This is a genomic window from Streptomyces sp. 3MP-14, assembly GCF_006334905.2.
GTDB classification, from domain to species: Bacteria; Actinomycetota; Actinomycetes; order Streptomycetales; family Streptomycetaceae; genus Streptomyces; species Streptomyces triticirhizae.
Map to the genome: position 1 here is coordinate 133,812 of NZ_VDLZ02000003.1, position 17,943 is coordinate 151,754.

Consider the following 17,943-nt stretch of genomic DNA (forward strand, 5'->3'; position numbering starts at 1 on the left):
GGATCGGTCTTCGTCGCGAAAGACGCAAGCCATGCCCATCGAGTCGGTCTTCCCTCGCCTCGAGGAACTCCTCCCGCACGTTCAGAAGCCGATCCAGTACGTCGGCGGTGAGCTGAACTCCACCGTCAAGGACTGGGACGCGGTCGACGTCCGCTGGGCGCTGATGTACCCGGACGCCTACGAGGTGGGGCTGCCGAACCAGGGCGTGATGATCCTCTACGAGGTGCTCAACGAACGCCCCGACGTGCTGGCCGAGCGGACCTACAGCGTCTGGCCCGACCTCGAGGCGCTGATGCGGGAGCGGGGGGTGCCGCAGTTCACGGTGGACGCGCACCGGCCGGTCGGCGCGTTCGACCTGCTGGGGGTCTCGTTCTCCACCGAGCTGGGGTACACCAACCTGCTGACGGCGCTCGACCTGGCCGGCGTTCCGCTGGCCGCCGCCGACCGCACCGAGGACCACCCGGTGGTGGTGGCCGGCGGGCACGCGGCGTTCAACCCGGAGCCGATCGCGGAGTTCATCGACTGCGCGGTGATCGGGGACGGCGAGCAGGCCGTATTGACGATGAGCGACATCGTGCGGGACTGGAAGCGGGAGGGGCGGCCCGGCGGGCGCGAGGAGCTGCTGATGCGGCTGGCCCGCACCGGCGGGGTGTACGTTCCGGCGTTCTACGACGTGGAGTACCTGCCGGACGGGCGGATCGCCCGGGTGGTGCCCAACCGTTCGGGGGTGCCGTGGCGGGTCTCCAAGCACACCGTGATGGACCTCGACGAGTGGCCGTACCCGAAGCAGCCGTTGGTGCCGCTCGCCGAGACCGTTCATGAACGGATGTCGGTGGAGATCTTCCGGGGTTGCACGCGCGGGTGCCGGTTCTGCCAGGCGGGCATGATCACCCGGCCGGTGCGGGAGCGGTCGATCACCGGCATCGGGGAGATGGTCGACAAGGGGCTGAAGGCGACCGGCTTCGAGGAGGTCGGGCTGCTGTCGCTCTCCTCCGCCGACCACAGCGAGATCGCCGATGTCGCCAAGGGGCTCGCCGACCGCTACGAAGAGGACAAGATCGGGCTCTCCCTGCCCTCGACCCGGGTCGACGCGTTCAACATCGATCTGGCCAACGAGCTGACCCGCAACGGCCGTCGCTCCGGTTTGACCTTCGCGCCCGAGGGCGGCAGCGAACGCATCCGCCGGGTGATCAACAAGATGGTCTCCGAGGAGGACCTGATCCGCACGGTCGCGACCGCGTACGGCAACGGGTGGCGGCAGGTGAAGCTCTACTTCATGTGCGGGCTGCCGACCGAGACCGACGAGGACGTGCTGGAGATCGCCAGCATGGCCACCAAGGTCATCGCCAAGGGGCGCGAGGTCACCGGCAGCAACGACATCCGCTGCACCGTCTCCATCGGCGGGTTCGTGCCCAAGCCGCACACCCCGTTCCAGTGGGCGCCGCAGCTCGCGGCCGAGGAGACGGACGCGCGGCTGGCGAAGCTGCGCGACGCCATCCGCGAGGACAAGCGGTACGGGCGGTCCATCGGCTTCCGGTACCACGACGGGAAGCCGGGGATCGTCGAGGGCCTGCTCTCCCGGGGCGACCGCCGCGTGGGCGCGGCGATCCGCGCCGTCTGGGAGGCGGGCGGCCGCTTCGACGGCTGGCGGGAGTACTTCTCCTACGACCTGTGGATGGACTGCGCCGGCAAGGCGCTGGAGCCCTACGGCGTGGACGTCGCCTGGTACACGACGCGCGAGCGTGGCTACGAGGAGGTCCTGCCCTGGGACCACCTCGACTCCGGGCTGGACAAGGACTGGCTCTGGGAGGACTGGCAGGACGCCCTCGACGAGACCGAGGTCGACGACTGCCGCTGGACGCCGTGTTTCGATTGCGGCGTGTGCCCCCAGATGCAGACCGAGATCCAGGTCGGGCCGACGGGGAAGAAGCTGCTGCCGCTGAAGGTGTTGTGAGGGGCTGAGCTGGGGGGAGTGGGGCGCGGGGCGGGGCGTCGGTTGGCCGGGGCCGGCCTGCCGGACGTGAGTGGAGCGGCCCGTGTCAGGTGACGCGGTCATCGGGACCCGTGAACCGGTCCGGGAAGATCTGCGCGAGACCGTGGAAGACGAGCAGGAAGCTGAGCAGGGCGAAGGCGACTCGGAAGACGAGCCGCGTGGGCAGGACATCGGGGTCTCCGAAGCCGAAAGGGGAGAGGAACAACCCCGCGACGCGGTCTGGTCCGTCGGGCGTGACGAGCACCACCAGGCAGAGGACCCATGCCGTGAGGACAACGAGAATCATCGTTCGGTCACCTCGCGCATCGGCCCGGATGACCGCTCAGAGCGGATCGGCGATGCCGTGGCGGCCTCCTCCTCGGACAGGTCCACCGCAACACCCCGTGCGAGCGCGTCACGGGTCGCCAACCCTCGATCAGCGCGACGCACTTCGTCGTACGTCACCGTATACGTCAGCTTCTGGCCACGACGCCCCCCGGACCGGCGCCGCGTTTGCCGGGGGCGGCGCGGCGCCGGCCGGGGGTTGCGTGCGTGGGTCAGCGTTGGAGTCGCCAGGTCTGGGCGGGGGAGGCGTTGCAGGCCCACTGTCGGATCAGGCCGTGCAGGGCGTCGGAGCCGTTGGCCACCTCCAGGCAGTGGCCGTTGATGACGGCGCGGAGCTGGACGGTGCCGTTGCCCAGCGGTTCGATGCGCCAGTTCTGCGGCACGAACCCGTTGCAGGTCCACATCTGGATCTCGGTGCCCTCGTCCATGTCGCCGCCCGGCACGTCGAGGCAGTTGCCCATGGCCGAGAGGGTGAAGACGTTCGGGGCCTCGACCTGCCGCAGTGTCCAGCGTTGGGCGTTGGTGCCGTTGCACTCCCACTGCTGGACGGTGGCGCCGGCCTCGGTGTTGCTGCTCTGCACGTCCAGGCAGCGGTCGTCGGCGGTGGAGGCGACGAGGTAGTAGGTGCCGCCGTCCTCGAACAGGGGCTGCTCGCGCAGGGGTTCGGGGTCCGGCTCCGGCTCCTCCTCCTCTTCCGGCTCGGGCTCGGGTTCCGGCTCCGGCTCCGGTTCGGGCGGGGGAACGGGTTCCGGCTCGGGTTCGGGCTCCGGTTCGGGTTCCGGCTCCGGCTCCGGTTCGGGTTCCGGCTCCTCGGTGGCCGCGTCGCTGGGCTCCGGCTCAGGTTCCGGCTCGGGTTCGGTGGGCGCGGGGGCCGCCACCGGCGCGCTGTCACCGCTGGGGAAGACGGCGGCCACCAGCCGGACGGAGCCGGTGACCACCAGCGCCGTCACCAGCGCCCAGAGCAGGGAGGTGTAGACGCGTCTGCCGGGCAGCAACCCCCGCCGGGCGCGGGCGGGTTGGCGGGCGAAGGCGTCGGCGAACCGGCCGTCGGCGCGGCGCTGCTGTCGTCTCATCGGGGCCTCACGGATCGGGACGGGCGGTGGGTCAGGAGGTCGGGTCGGGCAGGTCGTTCTCGTCGAGGGTCATCAGGTCGGTGGGTTGGACGGCGGTCAGCTCGGCCACGCGCATCGCCTGGCGCTCCGTCATCCGTTGGAAGATCTGCCGGGCGCTGCGCCCGTTGCCGAAGCCCTCGGTCCGGGGGATGGCACCGATGTGCGCGGCCAGCGCCTTGCGGGCGCCCTCCGTCAGTTCGTAGCGGTGGCGGCGGGCGTGGTGTTCGACGATCTCCACCAGCTCGTCGGTGGAGTAGTCGCTGAAGAGCAGGCTGCGGGTGAACCGGGAGGCGAGCCCGGGGTTGGAGTCGACGAACCTGGCCATCTCGTCGGGGTAGCCGGCGGCGATGACGACGACCTCGTCGCGGTGGTCCTCCATCAGCTTCACCAGCGTGGCGACGGCCTCCAGGCCGAAGTCCTGGGTCACCCCCGAGGGGGTCAGCGCGTACGCCTCGTCGATGAACAGCACGCCGCCGCGCGCCCGTTGGAACGCCTCGGTGGTCTTGGGCCCGGTGTGGCCGATGTACTCGCCGACCAGCGCGCTGCGGTCGACCTCGACCAGATGGCCACGGGAGAGCAGGCCGAGGGCGTGCAGCAGCCGGCCGTAGAGGCGGGCGACGGTGGTCTTGCCGGTGCCTGGGTTGCCGGCGAAGACCAGGTGGCGGCTGAGCGGCGGCGCCGGCAGCCCGGCCTCCTGCCGCATCCGGACCGTCTGCATCAGCTTGACCATGCCGCCGACGTCCCGCTTGACGGTCTCCAGGCCGACCAGCTCGTCGAGTTCGGCGAGCAGGTCGGTCAGCGACTCGGCCGGCGGGTCGCCGGAGTCGCCGTCCCGGCCGGCGGGTTCGGGCGCGCCGTGGGCCGCCGCGCCGGGGCGCGGGGCCGAGGGTCCGGCCGGCGCCGGCGGGCCGGCCGGGCCGCTCGGGCCGGCGGGGCGCGGGGGCGGCGGGCCGTCGTCGCGGGTGCGGGGGGCGGCGCCCTCGCCGGCGGGGGCGCCGCGCCGGGCGGTGGGCAGCCGGGGCGAACCCACGTTGATCGCCACGCAGTTCTCGAAGACCGGGCTGGCGCCCTCGAAGACGCCCAGGTCGTGCGCCGAGTCGAAGACCCGGCAGCCCCGGAAGCGGGGGGCGGCGTCGCGGCCGACGTGCAGCGCGGGGAAGCCGCTGGCGATCACGTCGCAGTGGTCGAAGGTGCCCCGGGCGCCCTCGCCGACCATCACCCCGTGCTTGCCGCTGCGCGCGACCCGCACGCCCCGCACCCGGGCCTCGGCCCCGTTCTCCAGCTCGACGCCGTTGCCCCGCTGGCCCGTCAGGGAGGAGTGCAGCAGCGTCGACTCCTCGGGGGAGCGCAGCCGCACGCCGGTCTCGCCGCCGACCACCCGCACCCCGCGCAGCGTGACGCGGGCCTGGTCGCGCACCTCGACGCCGGTCAGCCGGGCGTCCCGCAGCGTGGTCTCCTCGATCTCGGCGCGCGCGGTGTGGTCCAGGCGGATGCCGGAGCGGGCCGCGTTCTCCACCCGGCAGTCGGTCAGCAGCGCCTCGGCGGCGTCCTGCACCAGCAGCCCGTTGCGGCCCGAGCCGTAGAGGCCGCTGGCGCGCAGCAGGACGCGGGAGGCGTCCCTGGCGCGCAGCGCCGAGCCCGAACCGCCGTGCACCCGCAGCTGGTCGGCGCGGAGCACGGCGGTGCCGGAGACGGCGACGCCGATGCCCTCGACGTCCTCGATGGCGGTGTCGTCGAGGCGGGCCAGCGCGTCGCCGGTCAGGTGCAGCGCGGTGTGCCGGGCGGCGCGCAGGGTGCTGCGGCGGGCGACCAGGACGCCGCCGGCGGTGGGGTCGGCCAGGTCGGCGGCGAGGTCGTGGTCGAGGGGGATGTCGGTGACCGGCCGGTCGGGGCGGGGGTTGGGGGTGCGGGAGCCGAGGACCTCGACGCGGCCCTGGCTGACCACGCACTGCTCCAGCGTCAGCCCGGCGGCGTCCTCGACCCGCAGCAGCGCCTCGCCGGGGTCGACGCCCCGCACCACCAGGCCGCGCACCCGGCAGTCGGGGGCGGCGACGGTCAGCGCGCCGGCGGCGGCCGGGAGGGCGATGACGACGGAGCCGGTGCCGTGCTGCGGGATCAGCGAGACCCGGCGGATCAGCCGGAAGGACTCCCGGTACTCGCCGGGCGCGATGCTGATCACCGCGCCGGCCGGGGCGGCGCCCAGCGCCTCGGTGATGGTCCGGTGGGCGCCCCGGCTGCGGGGCGCGACGCGGATCGGGTCGCCGGTCGTCATGGGCTCTCCCCCTGGGCTTCGGTCGTGGTCTCGTGGGCTTCGGTCGGGGTCTCGGGCGGTGGGACGGTGTCGGGCGCCGGCGGTGGCGGCGGTGGGGCGGGCGGCGCGATGTCCAGCCAGTCGCGGACCTCGGGCCCGATGACGAGCCCGGCCAGCGGCTTGTCCACGAGCTTGCCGATGATCGGGACCACCACGAAGTCGACGACGCCCTGCCGGTGGTACCAGCGGGCGCCGGCGGTGTTGGCCATCACGGCCTTGAGCAGGCCGGTGGTGGCGCTGCCCAGGACGGTGCCGAGGGCCGCCGCGCCGGAGAGCGCCAGCGCCTCGCCGACGGAGACGTCCTGCCACTCGCCCTCGGCGTCCTTGACGCCGAACGCCTCGATGGCGGCCAGGCTGCCGAGGAACGAGCCGAGCGGGGCGACGACGAAGCCGTCCTTGACGAAGTCGTAGGCGCCGCCGCGCCAGCGGAGCACGAACTCGTTGGACGCCCACTCCCCGGCCCAGTCGTCGTCGTCCTGCCGGAAGCGGTAGGGGAAGCCCCGGTCCTGCCAGTTGAGGCCGACGCGGAACTGCGAGTGGTGGGCGGCGAGGTTGTGCAGGCCGACGAACGTGCCCTTGACCGCGCCGGAGACCAGGGCGCGCAGCGCGGCGGCGGCCACGTCGGTGGCGCCGAACTCGCCGGGCAGCGCGGCGGCGATGGCCAGGCCGATCGCGAAGTCGAGGACGAACTCCTGGGAGAACTCCACCAGCATGTGCTGGACGTTGCGCACCGCGAAGGGCGTGTAGGTGGACTCGCCGGTGGCCGTGACGCCCGGGCCCCAGGGCGTGCGGCGCGGCTGGCGGTACATCCGCTCGAAGCCGCGGAACTCGTTGAGGTGGCCGATGTAGTAGGTCTCCCGGCCGACGAGCCCCAGGTCGCCCGCGTACCTGCCGCCGTCGGCGGCGGCGAACGAGGGCGCCGGGCGCTCCCTGACGTAGCCGGCGACCGAGCGCTCGGTGAGCACCTTCCACTCGCCGGTGGCGGCGTCGTGGCCCCAGCGCCGCCAGTGCTTGGCCATGCTCTCCAGTTCGAGGAAGGTGCCGTCGGGCAGCGCCGTCTTCCGGCGGGCGACGGCGCCGCTCTCGAACTCCCGCCAGGCCAGCCCCCGCAGGTTGTCGGGGGTGCGGGCGGCGCCGGTCAGCGAGGCCGCGTCGGGGAAGTACTCGCGCACCCGCAGCGGCCGGTCGTTGAACGCCCGGCGCACCGCGCCGCCCACCTCGGCGGGCAGCTCCTGGACGACGGTGTGGCCGGTCGGGGTGACGACCCGGTCCTCCCAGCGGCGCATGTCGTCGAACCAGACGCGGACGCGCTGGTTCTGGGTGCCGAAGGCCATGACGTTGCCGTGCCGGTCGACCTTGTTCCAGCGCCACACGTCGGGCGCGCCGCCGGTGCCGGGGACCTTCCACGCGACGACGGCGGTGTTGTCGGCCAACACCCGGTACTCGCGGACCAGTTCGCGCTGCCGCCCGGTGCCGGTGTAGTCGCGGTAGGACTCCCGGTCGAAGTACTGGTGGTGGTCGAACTGGTTGCGGGAGGCGAGGCTGCGGCTGCCGGTCAGGGTGCCGCCGTCGACGGACCAGGTGACCCGGCCGCCGCCGTAGCGGCTGACGATCCGCAGGTCGGCGCCGCCGGCGCCGGCGCCCACCCAGGTGTCCTTCCGCGCCACCAGCTTGCCCTGGTGGGTGGTCAGCACCCAGTCGGCCTCCTGGTAGCCGGGGGGCAGGGCCTGGCCGGGGGGACGGGAGCTGTCGCCGGCGTGCACGGTGCGCTGGAAGGCGAGGTCGCCGTTGCCCGCCGGGCCGCCGGTGTGCGGGCGGGGGCGGAAGTCGAGGAGCGTGCCGTCGCTGAAGCCCATCCGGGCCACGTGCCAGGTGTGGCCGCCGCCCCGGCTGTACCAGTCGCCGTTCGGCGGGATGTCGGAGCGGAACTGGTCCTGCCAGACGACGTCGGCCCTGGTCCTGCCGCTGCCGGCCGGCGGGTCGACGAAGTCGGCCGCGTGGAAGGTGCGGTGGCCGGAGAGCTTGCCCGCGCCCTCGCTCCACGGCAGGTAGCCGGCCTGGCGGGCGACGCCGGGCGGCGGGGCCACGGCGTCGCCGACGAGGAGGGTGTTGCCGTTGACCAGGGGCCGGTTCTCGCCCGTGATCCGGCCGTGGTGGGAGACGCTCACCGTGTTGTAGCCACGGGAGCTGGTGACCTGCACGCCGGTCTCGTGGACGGTGTCGCCCCGCCCTGTGCGGTAGTCGAAGGTCTGGAGCCGGGAGTCCATCACGAACGCGGCCTCGCCGCCGGCGCCCCGGTAGCGGTTCTCCCTGGGCAGGAACGGGTGCGGCAGCGCGAAGTAGCGGCCCCTGCCGGTGGTGAGGTCCATCGAGCGGAACTCGGACGACAGCAGCGCCCGGTAGAGGTTGGTGGGGCGCTGCTCGGCGATGCGGTGGGTCTCGATCCAGGAGCCGTCGGGCTGGGTGCGGCGGGTGCGGATCTCCTTGCCCTGCGGGGAGACGGTGACGAAGCCGTCCTTCGGCAGCCCGTCGGCGCCCAGCTCGTGGGCCCGGAAGCCGCGCGGGTCGTGCCGGGCCAGCGCGCTGACCTTGGCGTTGACGGGGGCGAGCGACCCGGTGCGCGGGTTGGGCATCTCGTCCTGCCAGCCGTTGCCGAGCCGGCCCCAGCGGCGGTCGCCGGTGGCCTGGAGGCCGAGGTCCCCGTCGAAGCGGTACCAGCGGCCGTCCTCGCCGGCGCGGAACGAGAGCCCGGAGGAGGACTGGCGGACGCTCAGCACATAGCCGCCCTGCGGGGTCTCCCGGTAGTGGCGGACCGGGCCGGTCAACGAGCGGGAGACATGGGTCTGTTCGCGGTAGTCGTAGAAGGTCCGGCGGCTGGTGCCCCAGATCCGCAGCCCGTCGCCCACCGGCTGGCCGGCGGCGTCCAGCTCCTGCCAGCGCTCGCGCTGGGTGGTGCCCAGCGGCACGCCGCCCTTCCGGTCGACGAGGGGGGCGACGGCGCCCGGCGCGTGCGCGTCGAGCACGCCGCCGCCCGGCTGCGGGCGGCGCTCGAAGGCGAAGCCGCGCAGCCCGTCCGCGTTCTGGGTGAGCAGGAAGACATGGCCCTGCCCGGCGCCCTTGGGGTCGACCCGGCCCCGGTCGAGCCAGGGCGCGACGGGCGGCGGCGGGGCGCCGCCGCGCCAGTGCTCCCAGGTGCCGCCGTTGACCCGGCCGGCCGCGTCGTGCTGGTAGACGACGCGGTAGAACTCGCCGTCGACGCGGCGGCCCCGGTAGACGATGTTGATCCGCTGCTCCAGCAGCCGCCCGTCGGCCCCGTACTCCCGGTACTCGCCGGCGCGCAGGCCCTGGGCGTCGCCGGTGTAGCGGTAGCCGGTGCCCTGCGGGGTGAGGTGGTGGCCGCCGATCGGGTTGAGGTCGGCGTCCAGCACCCGCCGGGCGCCGCCGACATCGGCGAACCGCCGGCCGGCGAGGTCGCCCAACTCGATGACCTGGAAGTCCCGTTGGGTGACGGCGCCGCCGGGCGCGGCGCGGTGCAGGGTGCTGACGTCCCGGACGCGGGTGGCGGGGTCGGGGGCGCCGATCCGGGCGACCAGCCGGGCCTCGCCGTCGAAGACCCAGGTCCGGTCGCCGGCCGCGTCGCGCACCCGGAAGCCGTGGCCGGGGTCGGCGTCGGTGGGGACGGCCTGGCGGCCGGTCACCACCCGGTCGGCGCGCACCACCAGGTGGGCGTCGAGCACGTCGTAGGCGCGGTGGACCCGGCCCCGGTGGGTCATCTCGTGGACGCGGACGAAGGCGCCGGCGGTCGCGGCGTCGCCGCCGGTCAACGCCCGCATCTCGTGCTGGAACGCGCCGGTGGCGCCGTCGTACCGGCCGACCACCGGGTTCCCGGCGCGGCGCAGCAGCAGGTCGCCGCCGGGCAGCCGGGTGACGGTGTCGCCGACCGCCTGGGCGCCGTCGGCGGCCCGGGGCGTGGGCAGCAGCTGGTCGTCGGCCTGCCGGACGAACGCGAAGGAGGTGGCGCCGGGCCGGGTCAGGGGGACGACCCGGTGGGTGGCGTTCCCGGTGGCCGGGTCGACGACGACGTGCGAGCGCTCGAAGCGCACCCGCACGGTGCCGTCCCGCTGGACGACGGCGGTGACGGACCGCTCGCGGGTGGCGCCGGGCGCGGTGACCCGGGCCTGGCCGAGGTCGTCGGGCAGCCGCAGCCGGTGGCCGTCGAGCGGGCCGCCGTGCACGGTCAGCCGCTCCTCGACGAACCGGCCGTCCGGGCCGTGGGTGCGGGAGACGCCGGTGGCGGTGTCGGTCACGGTGAACCGGCCGCCGGCGACGGCCAGGTCGGCGGTGTGGTCGGCGCCGTTGGCGGCGCGCAGCACCGGACCGCCGGGGCCGGCGGCCGGGCGGAGGACGAAGGCGTCGAACGGGTCGGCCGTGCCGGCGCGCGGCGTCAGCGGCAGCGCGGTGTGGGTGACCCGGCCGGTGCGGTCGACCACGGTGTGCGGGGCGGCAGGACCCTCGGCGAAGCGGTAGCCGTCGAAGCCAGCCCAGTGCTGGGGGACCACGTCCCTGGGCGGCGCGCCCGGGGTGTGCAGTCGCGGGGGCTGCCCGTCGTGCGGGATCACCAGGGTGCGGCCGGGGACGGTGCCGCCGGTCACCGGGTGGGTCTCGCGCAGCAGTTGGGCGGTGAACCCGCCGCCCGGGCCGGCCTGGGCCCGGTACTCGAAGGCGGCGCCGCCCCGGGTGAGGGTGAACCGGTCGGGCAGCGCCGGGTTGAACGCGACGCCCAGCGGTTGGAGTTGGCCGTGTGCGTCGGTGAAGAAGTGCGTGCCGCCGGGGCGTTGGGCCCAGGCGACCAGCCCGTCGGTGCCGTCGGGCAGGGTGGTCTCCACGACGCGGTGGCTGAGCCGGCCGGTGTCGTCGAGGACCACCTGGCGGCCTGGCACCCGGACCAGGTGGCCGTGGGCGCCCAGCGGGGTGACGGAGCTGCCGGCGACGGGCGCGCCGGCCCGCTCCAACCGGGGCCCGGCGCCGGGGGTGTTGGGCACCACCAGGTCGGCGCCGTCCAGGTCGCCGGCGTCCCTGACCCGGTGGGTCTCGCGCAGCAGCGCGCCGTCCGCGCCGTGCAGGGCGGCCGTCTCGCCCCTGCGGACCTCGATCGCGCCGCCCACGATCCGCACGTTCCCGCCGGTGACGACCTCGTGGGTGACCGCGTTGACGGCGCGCGGCGCCTCGCCGGGGCGGGTGGGGGTGTGCAGCGTCCAGTCGGAGGCGGTCCCGTCGCGGCGGGCGAGCGGCAGCGGGACGTCGGCCGGGGTGCCGGCGCGGGTGACGCCGGCGACGGCGTCGTCGGAGAGCAGCAGCAGCCCGTCGTCGCCCCGGTCCACGACCCGCACGTCGGTGGCGCCCCGGGCGTCGGGCCCGGCCAGCCGGGGGGCGCCGGCGCGCGGGGTGACCAGCCAGTGGCCGTCGAACGCCGTTCCGCCGCGCACCCGTTGGGCGACGTGCGCCAGGTCGCCGTCCGCGCCGTGCGCGGTGACGGTGTGCGGCTGGCCGAGCCGCCGCACCTCGAAGCCGTCGGCGACGCGCTCGACGGTGGCGCCGGCGACCCGGGAGCCGTCGGCCGCCTCCAGCCGGGCGCCCTCGCCGGGCGCCGGCCGGTCGGGCACCACGACGTGCTCGCCGGAGGGCGTGGCGCCGCGCCGCAGCGGGACGCTGACGCCCTGTCGCCCGCCGTCCAGGCCGATCACCACGGCGTCGCCGGCGTGCGGGGTGACGCGGAACCGGCCTTCGGTGAGGACGTCCACCGCCGCGTGGACGGCGGGCCGGCCGGGCGGCGGCACCAGCGTCGGGCGGGCGGTCGCGGCGCCGGCCCCGTGCGGCACCCGCACCTCGTGGCCGTTCCACTGGCCGCGCCACAGGTGGTGGACCCGCTCGCGGAGGGCGCCGGTGGCGAGGTCGTGGACGTCGCCGGTGTTGCCCCGGCGGACGGTGACCGTGTCGGCGGTGAGGGTCAGGTCGCCGGCGCGCGGCCGGCCGGCCGCATCCAGCAGCAGCGCGGGGCCCCCGCCGACCGGGGTGAACAGGTGGTCGCGCGCGGCGCCGCCGCCGGGCGGGCCCAGCGGCAGCACGGCGTGGGTGCGGGCGCCGGCGTGGTCCACCGCGAAGTGGCCGGTGGGCAGCGCCACATGGAAGCCGGAGCCGTCGGCGAGCGGGGTGGCGGCGTCGTCCACCGTCGTCATCGTGCCGGCCGGGTCGACGCGGTGCACGGTCAGCCCGCCGCCGGTCAGCCGCAGCCGCAGGTCGGCGGCGACGGGCACCCAGCGCTCGGTGTGCACGGTCTCGCCCTCGCGGACCACGCGCACCACGTCGCCTTCGGGGCCGGCCTCGTGGCGCGCCGTCAGCCGGGGGCCGCCGCTCGGCTGGCCCACCGCCGCGCTGGCGACCCGGCCGGTGGCGGGGTCGAACAGCAGCCGCAGCCGCGCCCCCTCCAGCCCGGGCAGGTCGAACGAGGCGAGCCGGGGGGCGGACGACGACCCGCCATGCCGCATGTGCCGGACCTCGACGTTCCGCAGGTGCTCCAGGCCCGGCGGCGACAACGCGGGCGGAGCCGTGGGCCGTTCGGCCAGCCGGGCGCGCACCAGGGCCTGGTCGGCGGGGCCGAGCCGGCGGTACTCGTCGACGTCGACGCGGTTCATCCCGGCGGCGCCCGGGTCGTCGGAGCGGAAGCGGCCCGTCCCGGCGTCGAAGGACACCGCCCTGCGGTCGGGGGTGTGCACGGTCAGGGACGGCGGGGCGTCCGCGCCCCCGGCGCCGGGGCGCGGCTCCACCCGGTGGTCGGGGAGCGTCCTGCCGTCCGCCGCGCGCGGGAACGGGTGGACCGTCCCGTCGGCGCGGACGACGGCGAACAGGTCGGGGCCGGCGGGCCGGCCGGTGAGCGGGACGACCCGGTGGGAGGCGCCGCCGGCCGCGACCAGGTGGTGGGCGGCGCCGGCCGCGACCAGGTGGTCGCCGGTGGCGAGCCGGGTGACGGTGGTCTCCGGCACCGGCCGGCCTTCGCCGTCGAGCAGGCGCGGGGCGCCGCCCTCGGGCGTCAGCAGGACCCGGCCGGCCAGCGGGCCCTCGGCGACCGGGGTCGACCGGCCGAGCACGGCGCCGTCCGCGCCGAGGAACTCGGCCGAGCCGTCCGGGTGTTCGCGGCGCAGCGCGGCGCCGTCCGGCCAGGCGGCGTCGTGCGCGCCCGTCCGCCCGGACCCTGCGGGCAGCGCGACGAGCCGGTCGCCAGCGCCGGGCACGGGGACGACGTCGTGGGTGGCCCGGCCGGAGCCGTCCAGCAGGACGCGCCCGGCGCCCGGCACCTCGACCACGGCCAGCTCGTCCCCGAACCGGGTGACGCGGGCGCCGGCGACCGTCCGCCCGGCCGGGTCGAGGACCAGGTGGCCGCCCGCCCCGGGGGCGAGGGTGACCCGGTGGCCGGCGAGCGCGCCGTCGGCGACGACGTGCCGGACCCCGGTGAACCGGCCGGCCAGGTCGTAGACGGCGACGGTGCCGGCGCCCTCGCGGCCGACGAGCAGCGCGCCGTCCCGGTGGGTGAGGGCGACGCCGCGCGCGGGGGTGCCGTCCGGCCGCAGCGCTGCGGGGGCGACGCCGTCGCGCAGCGGCATGGTGGCCAGGCCGTGCGGCGCGCCGTCGGCGCCGCGCAGCGGGATGACGTCGTGGGTGTGGGCGCCCGTCGCGTCGACCACGCCGGGCCGCTGTCCCGGCACGCGCACCAGCAGGCCGCCGTCGCCCAGCGCCGTGACGGTGGCGCCGGGCACCGGGGCGCCGTCCGCGCCGACCACCCGCGCGGGGCCGCCGTCGGCCGGGAACTCCAGCCGGTTGCCGGCGCCCAGCGGCCCGCCGGGGCGGGCGGCGCCCGAGCCGAGCAGCGCGCCGTCCGGCCCGTGCACGGTCTGGGTGGCGCCGGTGCGGACCACGATCCGGTGGCCGTCGAAGCCGCTGAGCACGTCGTCGGTCAACAGCCGCCCGTCGCCCCGGTAGACGGCGCCGGCGTGGCCGGTGCCGGGGTGCCCGGTGCCGGTCGGCGGGACGTAGACCAGCTCGGTGGGCCGGCCGTTGCGGTCGTGCAGGCGCACCGCGTCCGTCACCCGGCCGGTGTCGTCGACGAGCCGGGGCGGTCCCTCGCCGAGCTGGACCAGGACGCCGCGCCCGCCCAGCCGCGTCGCGGACCCGCCGCCGACGGCGGCCACCGAGCCGGCGCCCTCGTCGCGGAGCAGCAGCGGCGCGCCGCCCCGGCCGCCGGTCGGCACGGCCAACGTCCAGGCGCCGTCGCCCCGTTCGGTCAGCGGGAACGCGTCGTGGGTGTGGCCGCCGTCCCGGTCGAGGACCACCGCGCGGTGGCCCGGGCGTTCGACCAGCCATCCTTCGTCGCCGAACCGGCTGACCCGCGCCTCGGGAAGCGGCCGGCCGTCGGGGCCCGCGACATGGGCGGCGCGGCCGGCGCCGGCGGGCGTCATCAGCTCGTGGCCCTCGGGCCCCGGCAGGCGGTGGGCGGAGCCGAGGGGGCGTCCTTCGAGGGTGTGGAAGTCGACCGTGCCGGGGGCCCGGCGCACCGCCAGGGAGTCGCCGACCACCCGGGCCTGGTCCGGCAGGAGTTCGCCGCCCCGGCCGAGGAGCAGCGCCTCGCCCCCGCCGTCGCGGGGGACCGCGACCAGGCCGCCGGTCGGCGCGCCGTCGGCGCCGCGCAGCGTGACCACGTCGTGGGTGCGCGCGCCGGAGGCGTCCACCAGCGCGCCGCGCGCGGCGCCGGCCGGGGTGACGGCCCAGCCGAGGTCGCCGACGCGGGTGACGGAGGCGCCGGCGGCCGGCTGCCCGTCGAGGCCGAGCAGGCGGGGCGGCTGGCCGCCCTGGCTGAGCACGGCGTGGCCGGCCAGCGGCCCGGTGCGGTGCACGCTCAGCTCGGCCTCGCCCGCGCCCCGGGCGGCGGGCGCCGCTGGGGGCGCGGCGGGGGCGGTGAACGCGCCCTGGGCGGGCGGGACATGGGCCGGCGGGTTGACGGAGGTCACGGCGGCCGGCGGTGGCATGGCGGTGACGGGTGCGGGCGGGGGTGGGGACGCCGGGGCGCCGACCCGCTGGGTGACGGCGATGCTCTCGACCGGCACCACGCCGTTGGCCGGGCCGTGGGCGGCACCGGACCCGTTGGCCCCGCCCGCGCCGTTGGCCGAGCCGTTCGCCGAGCCGGGCCCGTTCGGCGCGCCGCCGACCGGCCCCTCGCCCGCCGGCCGGGCGCCGGGCGCGCCCTCGCCGCCGCCCCGGGGGACGGGCGGCGGAACGGCCGCCGCGATCCCGTCGGCCGGGGCGCCTGAGCGGCCGGCGATCGCTTCGAGCCGCACCGGCGCCACCCCGCCGACCAGCGCCCCGCCACCCTCCGGCGCGCCGGCGCGCACGCCCGGCTGCCGCACCGGCGCGACGCCGCCCTCCGCCGTGGGGGCGGCGGGGGCCGGCGGCGGCGCCAGGGAGCGGGCGGGCGCCGGGGCCTCGCCGCCGGCGTGCGGGAGGCCGCCCAGGGGCCGGGCGAGCGGAACGTCCCGGGTGGTCCCGGCGGCCGTCTCGCCGAGGTCGACCACGGCCCGGCCGTTCCCGCCCAGGTCCGCGCCCGCCTGCGGGGGCGGGGCCGCGCCGAGGGTCGCCTCCTGCGGGGCCGCGCCGCCCAGCGGCGGCCGGTCGGCGCCCCGGAGCGGCGCGCCCTCGACGGCGCCGGGGTGGAGATCCGTCAACTGCCGTGCGCCGGCGCTGATCTGGGAGGCGTCGGGGGCCGCCAGGCCCATGCCCTGGTCGGCGAGGCCGACGCGCAGCGGCGGCACCGAGCCCGGGGTCAGCCCCGTGGCGGCCTCGCCGCCCGCCGGCCGGCCGACGCCGGCCCCCGGCATCGCCGTCGTGTTGACGGAGGTCACGGGGGCGACGGGGGTGCCGGTGGCGTGGGTGCCGGCGAGCGAGCCGGTCTCGCCGCGCGGCGCGGTCACCCCGGCCGAGGGGACCGTCATCACCTCGCCCAGCTGGGGCATCCCGGTGGTGTTGACGACCGGCATCCGCCCGGCGCCGGCGTCGGTCGTGACCGTCCGGGCGGCGTCCAGGCCGCCGACCTCGGAGCGGATCGGGGTGAACGAGCCGCGCGAGACGTCGATGACGGCCTCGCCGCCTGAGGCCGCCGACCCGGTCGGCGCCCCGGTGACCGGCGCCGTGGTGGCGGGCGCCGGCGGCGCGACGGTCGGGGCCTGGGAGAGCAGCGGCATCTGCACGCCCACGGTCTGCCCGCCGGGCGCCGGCATATGGGCGACGACGGACGGCGGGGGCGCCACATAGAGGTCGCCCGGCAGGTGGGCGACGCCGCCTTCGACGGAGCCGAGCCCGCCCGCCGGCGCGAGGTCGGGGACGCCCATGCGCGTGCCCTGGTCGGCCATGTGCACGGAGATGGGGCTCACCGGCCGCATGTCGCCCAGCGAGAGGTCGATGGCGCCGGCGCCGGTGGGCGTGTTGATCGTGGTCGAGCCGGGCGGCGCGAAGCCCGAGCCCGGCGCCGGGTTGGTGAGGGAGAGGTCGGTCAGCGAGGCGTTGGGGGTGGGGATCGGGGACCGGGCGCCGGGGCCGATCAGGGAGACCGTCGAGCCGGTGCCGGGCGCGGGGTTGGTCAGCGAGAGGTCGACCATGGACGCGTTGGGGGTGCCGGGCGGGGTGAAGCCGGAGCCCAGGGTGATCACCGGCGCGGTGCTGATGTCGTCCAGGGCGTGGGACATGCCGCCGAGGAAGCGCCCGGTGGCCGCCGCGCCCGGCTGGTAGCGGGCCCAGGCGGCGGTGTTGATCATCGGCCGGCCGAGGCTGTCGAAGCCGTGGATGGCGCGGATGTCGATGGCCTGGGTGCCGTGCAGGATGGCGCCGGTCCGGTACTGGTTGAGGACGCCCCGGTTGTAGAGGGAGATCTTGAAGGCGCCCCCGAGGCCCGAGAGCGACCAGGTCTTGGCGCCCATCTCGCCGACGTTGACGGGGAGCAGGATCGCCGCCGGGCCCATTCCCCTGAAGTGGGCGGCGACATAGCCGGCGAAGCCGTCGGGCCCGCCGAGGCCGCGGAAGATCGCGTTGTCGGCCCAGGAGCCGCCGCGCATCAGCTGGCCGACGCCCCGGACGGTGGTGACGATGATCCCGCCGATGACGCTGGCGGTCGCGACGGTGAACCGGACGGGCAGCCGGGTCATGCCGACCATGATCTGGCGGAACGTCAGCTGCGTGAGCTTGGTCCAGCTGCGGGTGGTCCAGGAGCTGGCCGCCTTGAAGATGGCGCTGACGTTCAGGCCGCGGGTGGTCGGCACCAACATGCCGAGGACGGAGAGGACGAGTTCGGTGACGCTGGCCCGGCCGCCGGCGAAGTCGATGGCGGTCTTGACCATCAGCACGGCGCTGAGGGTGAGGAAGAGCAGCGCGGTCGGGCCGCCGAGGATGATCGCCGGGAGGATCAGCGCGAGGACGAAGTAGGTGAGGAACTTCCAGAACTCCTCGCAGGGGTCGATCATCGAGCTGATGTCGGAGCCGGCTGCCGAGACGGCGTTGGCGGCGGTGGTGGCGGCCTCCTTGAGCGCCTCACCGGCGTTCCGCGCGGTGGTGCGGTGCTCCTCCCACTCGGAGTCCTCCTTGTCCAGGCCGTCGGCGGCCGTCAACGCGGAGGCGGCGATGCCCTGTTGGGTGACCATCACGCCGTGGTAGGTGGTCAGGGCGTCGTGCACCGACTGATGGGCGTCGCGGAAGCTCTGCACGAACTTGCGGACCCGGTTGTCCATCTCCTCGCGCAGCGCGTCCGCCGTGTCGCCGATGAAGTAGGAGCTGTTCTCCTTCATCAGCTCGTCGAGGCCGTCGTCGATGTCGGCGGCGAGTTCGATGATCTGCTGCTGGGCCTCCAGCAGCTGCTCCAGCCGGTCGGGGTCGCCCGGGGTCGGGTCGTCGTCCAGGTCGAGGGCGCTCCAGTCGGTGGGCCGGGCCACGACGTTCCTCCCTTCCCTCGGCGGGGTCGCGACGTCCGGGGCCGCCGCCTGATCGGCCCCTCGCACCCTCTACGCACGAGGCGGCCGGAAGGTTCAGCGCCGAACGGGAGTGATCCTTCCGTTGTCGTTCCGGCCTCGTGAACCTTCCGCGGTGAAACCTTCCGCGGTGAACCTTCCGCG

The 17,943-nt window shown here is 76.3% G+C and carries 5 protein-coding genes; 1 reads left to right on the plus strand and 4 read right to left on the minus strand.

From position 1 onward, the window contains the following. Nucleotides 1-31: 31 nt before the first annotated feature. Complete coding sequence (locus tag FH609_RS05225) at nt 32-1,954, plus strand: TIGR03960 family B12-binding radical SAM protein (RefSeq protein ID WP_139665999.1); 1,923 nt, start codon at nt 32-34, stop codon at nt 1,952-1,954. Nucleotides 1,955-2,039: 85 nt separating this feature from the next. Here FH609_RS05225 and FH609_RS05230 read toward each other — a convergent pair whose 3' ends face one another. From FH609_RS05230 to FH609_RS05245, 4 genes are all read right to left on the minus strand, one after another. After that, a complete protein-coding gene (locus FH609_RS05230) occupies nt 2,040-2,279 on the minus strand; it encodes a hypothetical protein (protein ID WP_139666000.1) in 240 nt (79 codons plus the stop codon). A gap of 250 nt (nt 2,280-2,529) precedes the next feature. Next, the gene (locus FH609_RS05235) at nt 2,530-3,390 is read right to left on the minus strand and encodes an RICIN domain-containing protein (RefSeq protein WP_139666001.1); all 861 of its coding nucleotides are present in this window, start codon (nt 3,388-3,390) and stop codon (nt 2,530-2,532) included. A 31-nt stretch (nt 3,391-3,421) separates the two neighbouring features. Then, entirely contained in the window at nt 3,422-5,701 is a 2,280-nt protein-coding gene (locus FH609_RS05240; RefSeq protein ID WP_139666002.1) for a right-handed parallel beta-helix repeat-containing protein, read from the minus strand. Beyond that, nucleotides 5,698-17,763 carry a hypothetical protein gene (locus FH609_RS05245; protein ID WP_139666003.1) on the minus strand — a complete coding sequence of 4,022 codons (12,066 nt, stop codon included), beginning with the start codon at nt 17,761-17,763 and terminating at the stop codon, nt 5,698-5,700. The genes FH609_RS05240 and FH609_RS05245 overlap by 4 nt, the downstream gene beginning before the upstream one ends. Nucleotides 17,764-17,943: the final 180 nt, after the last annotated feature.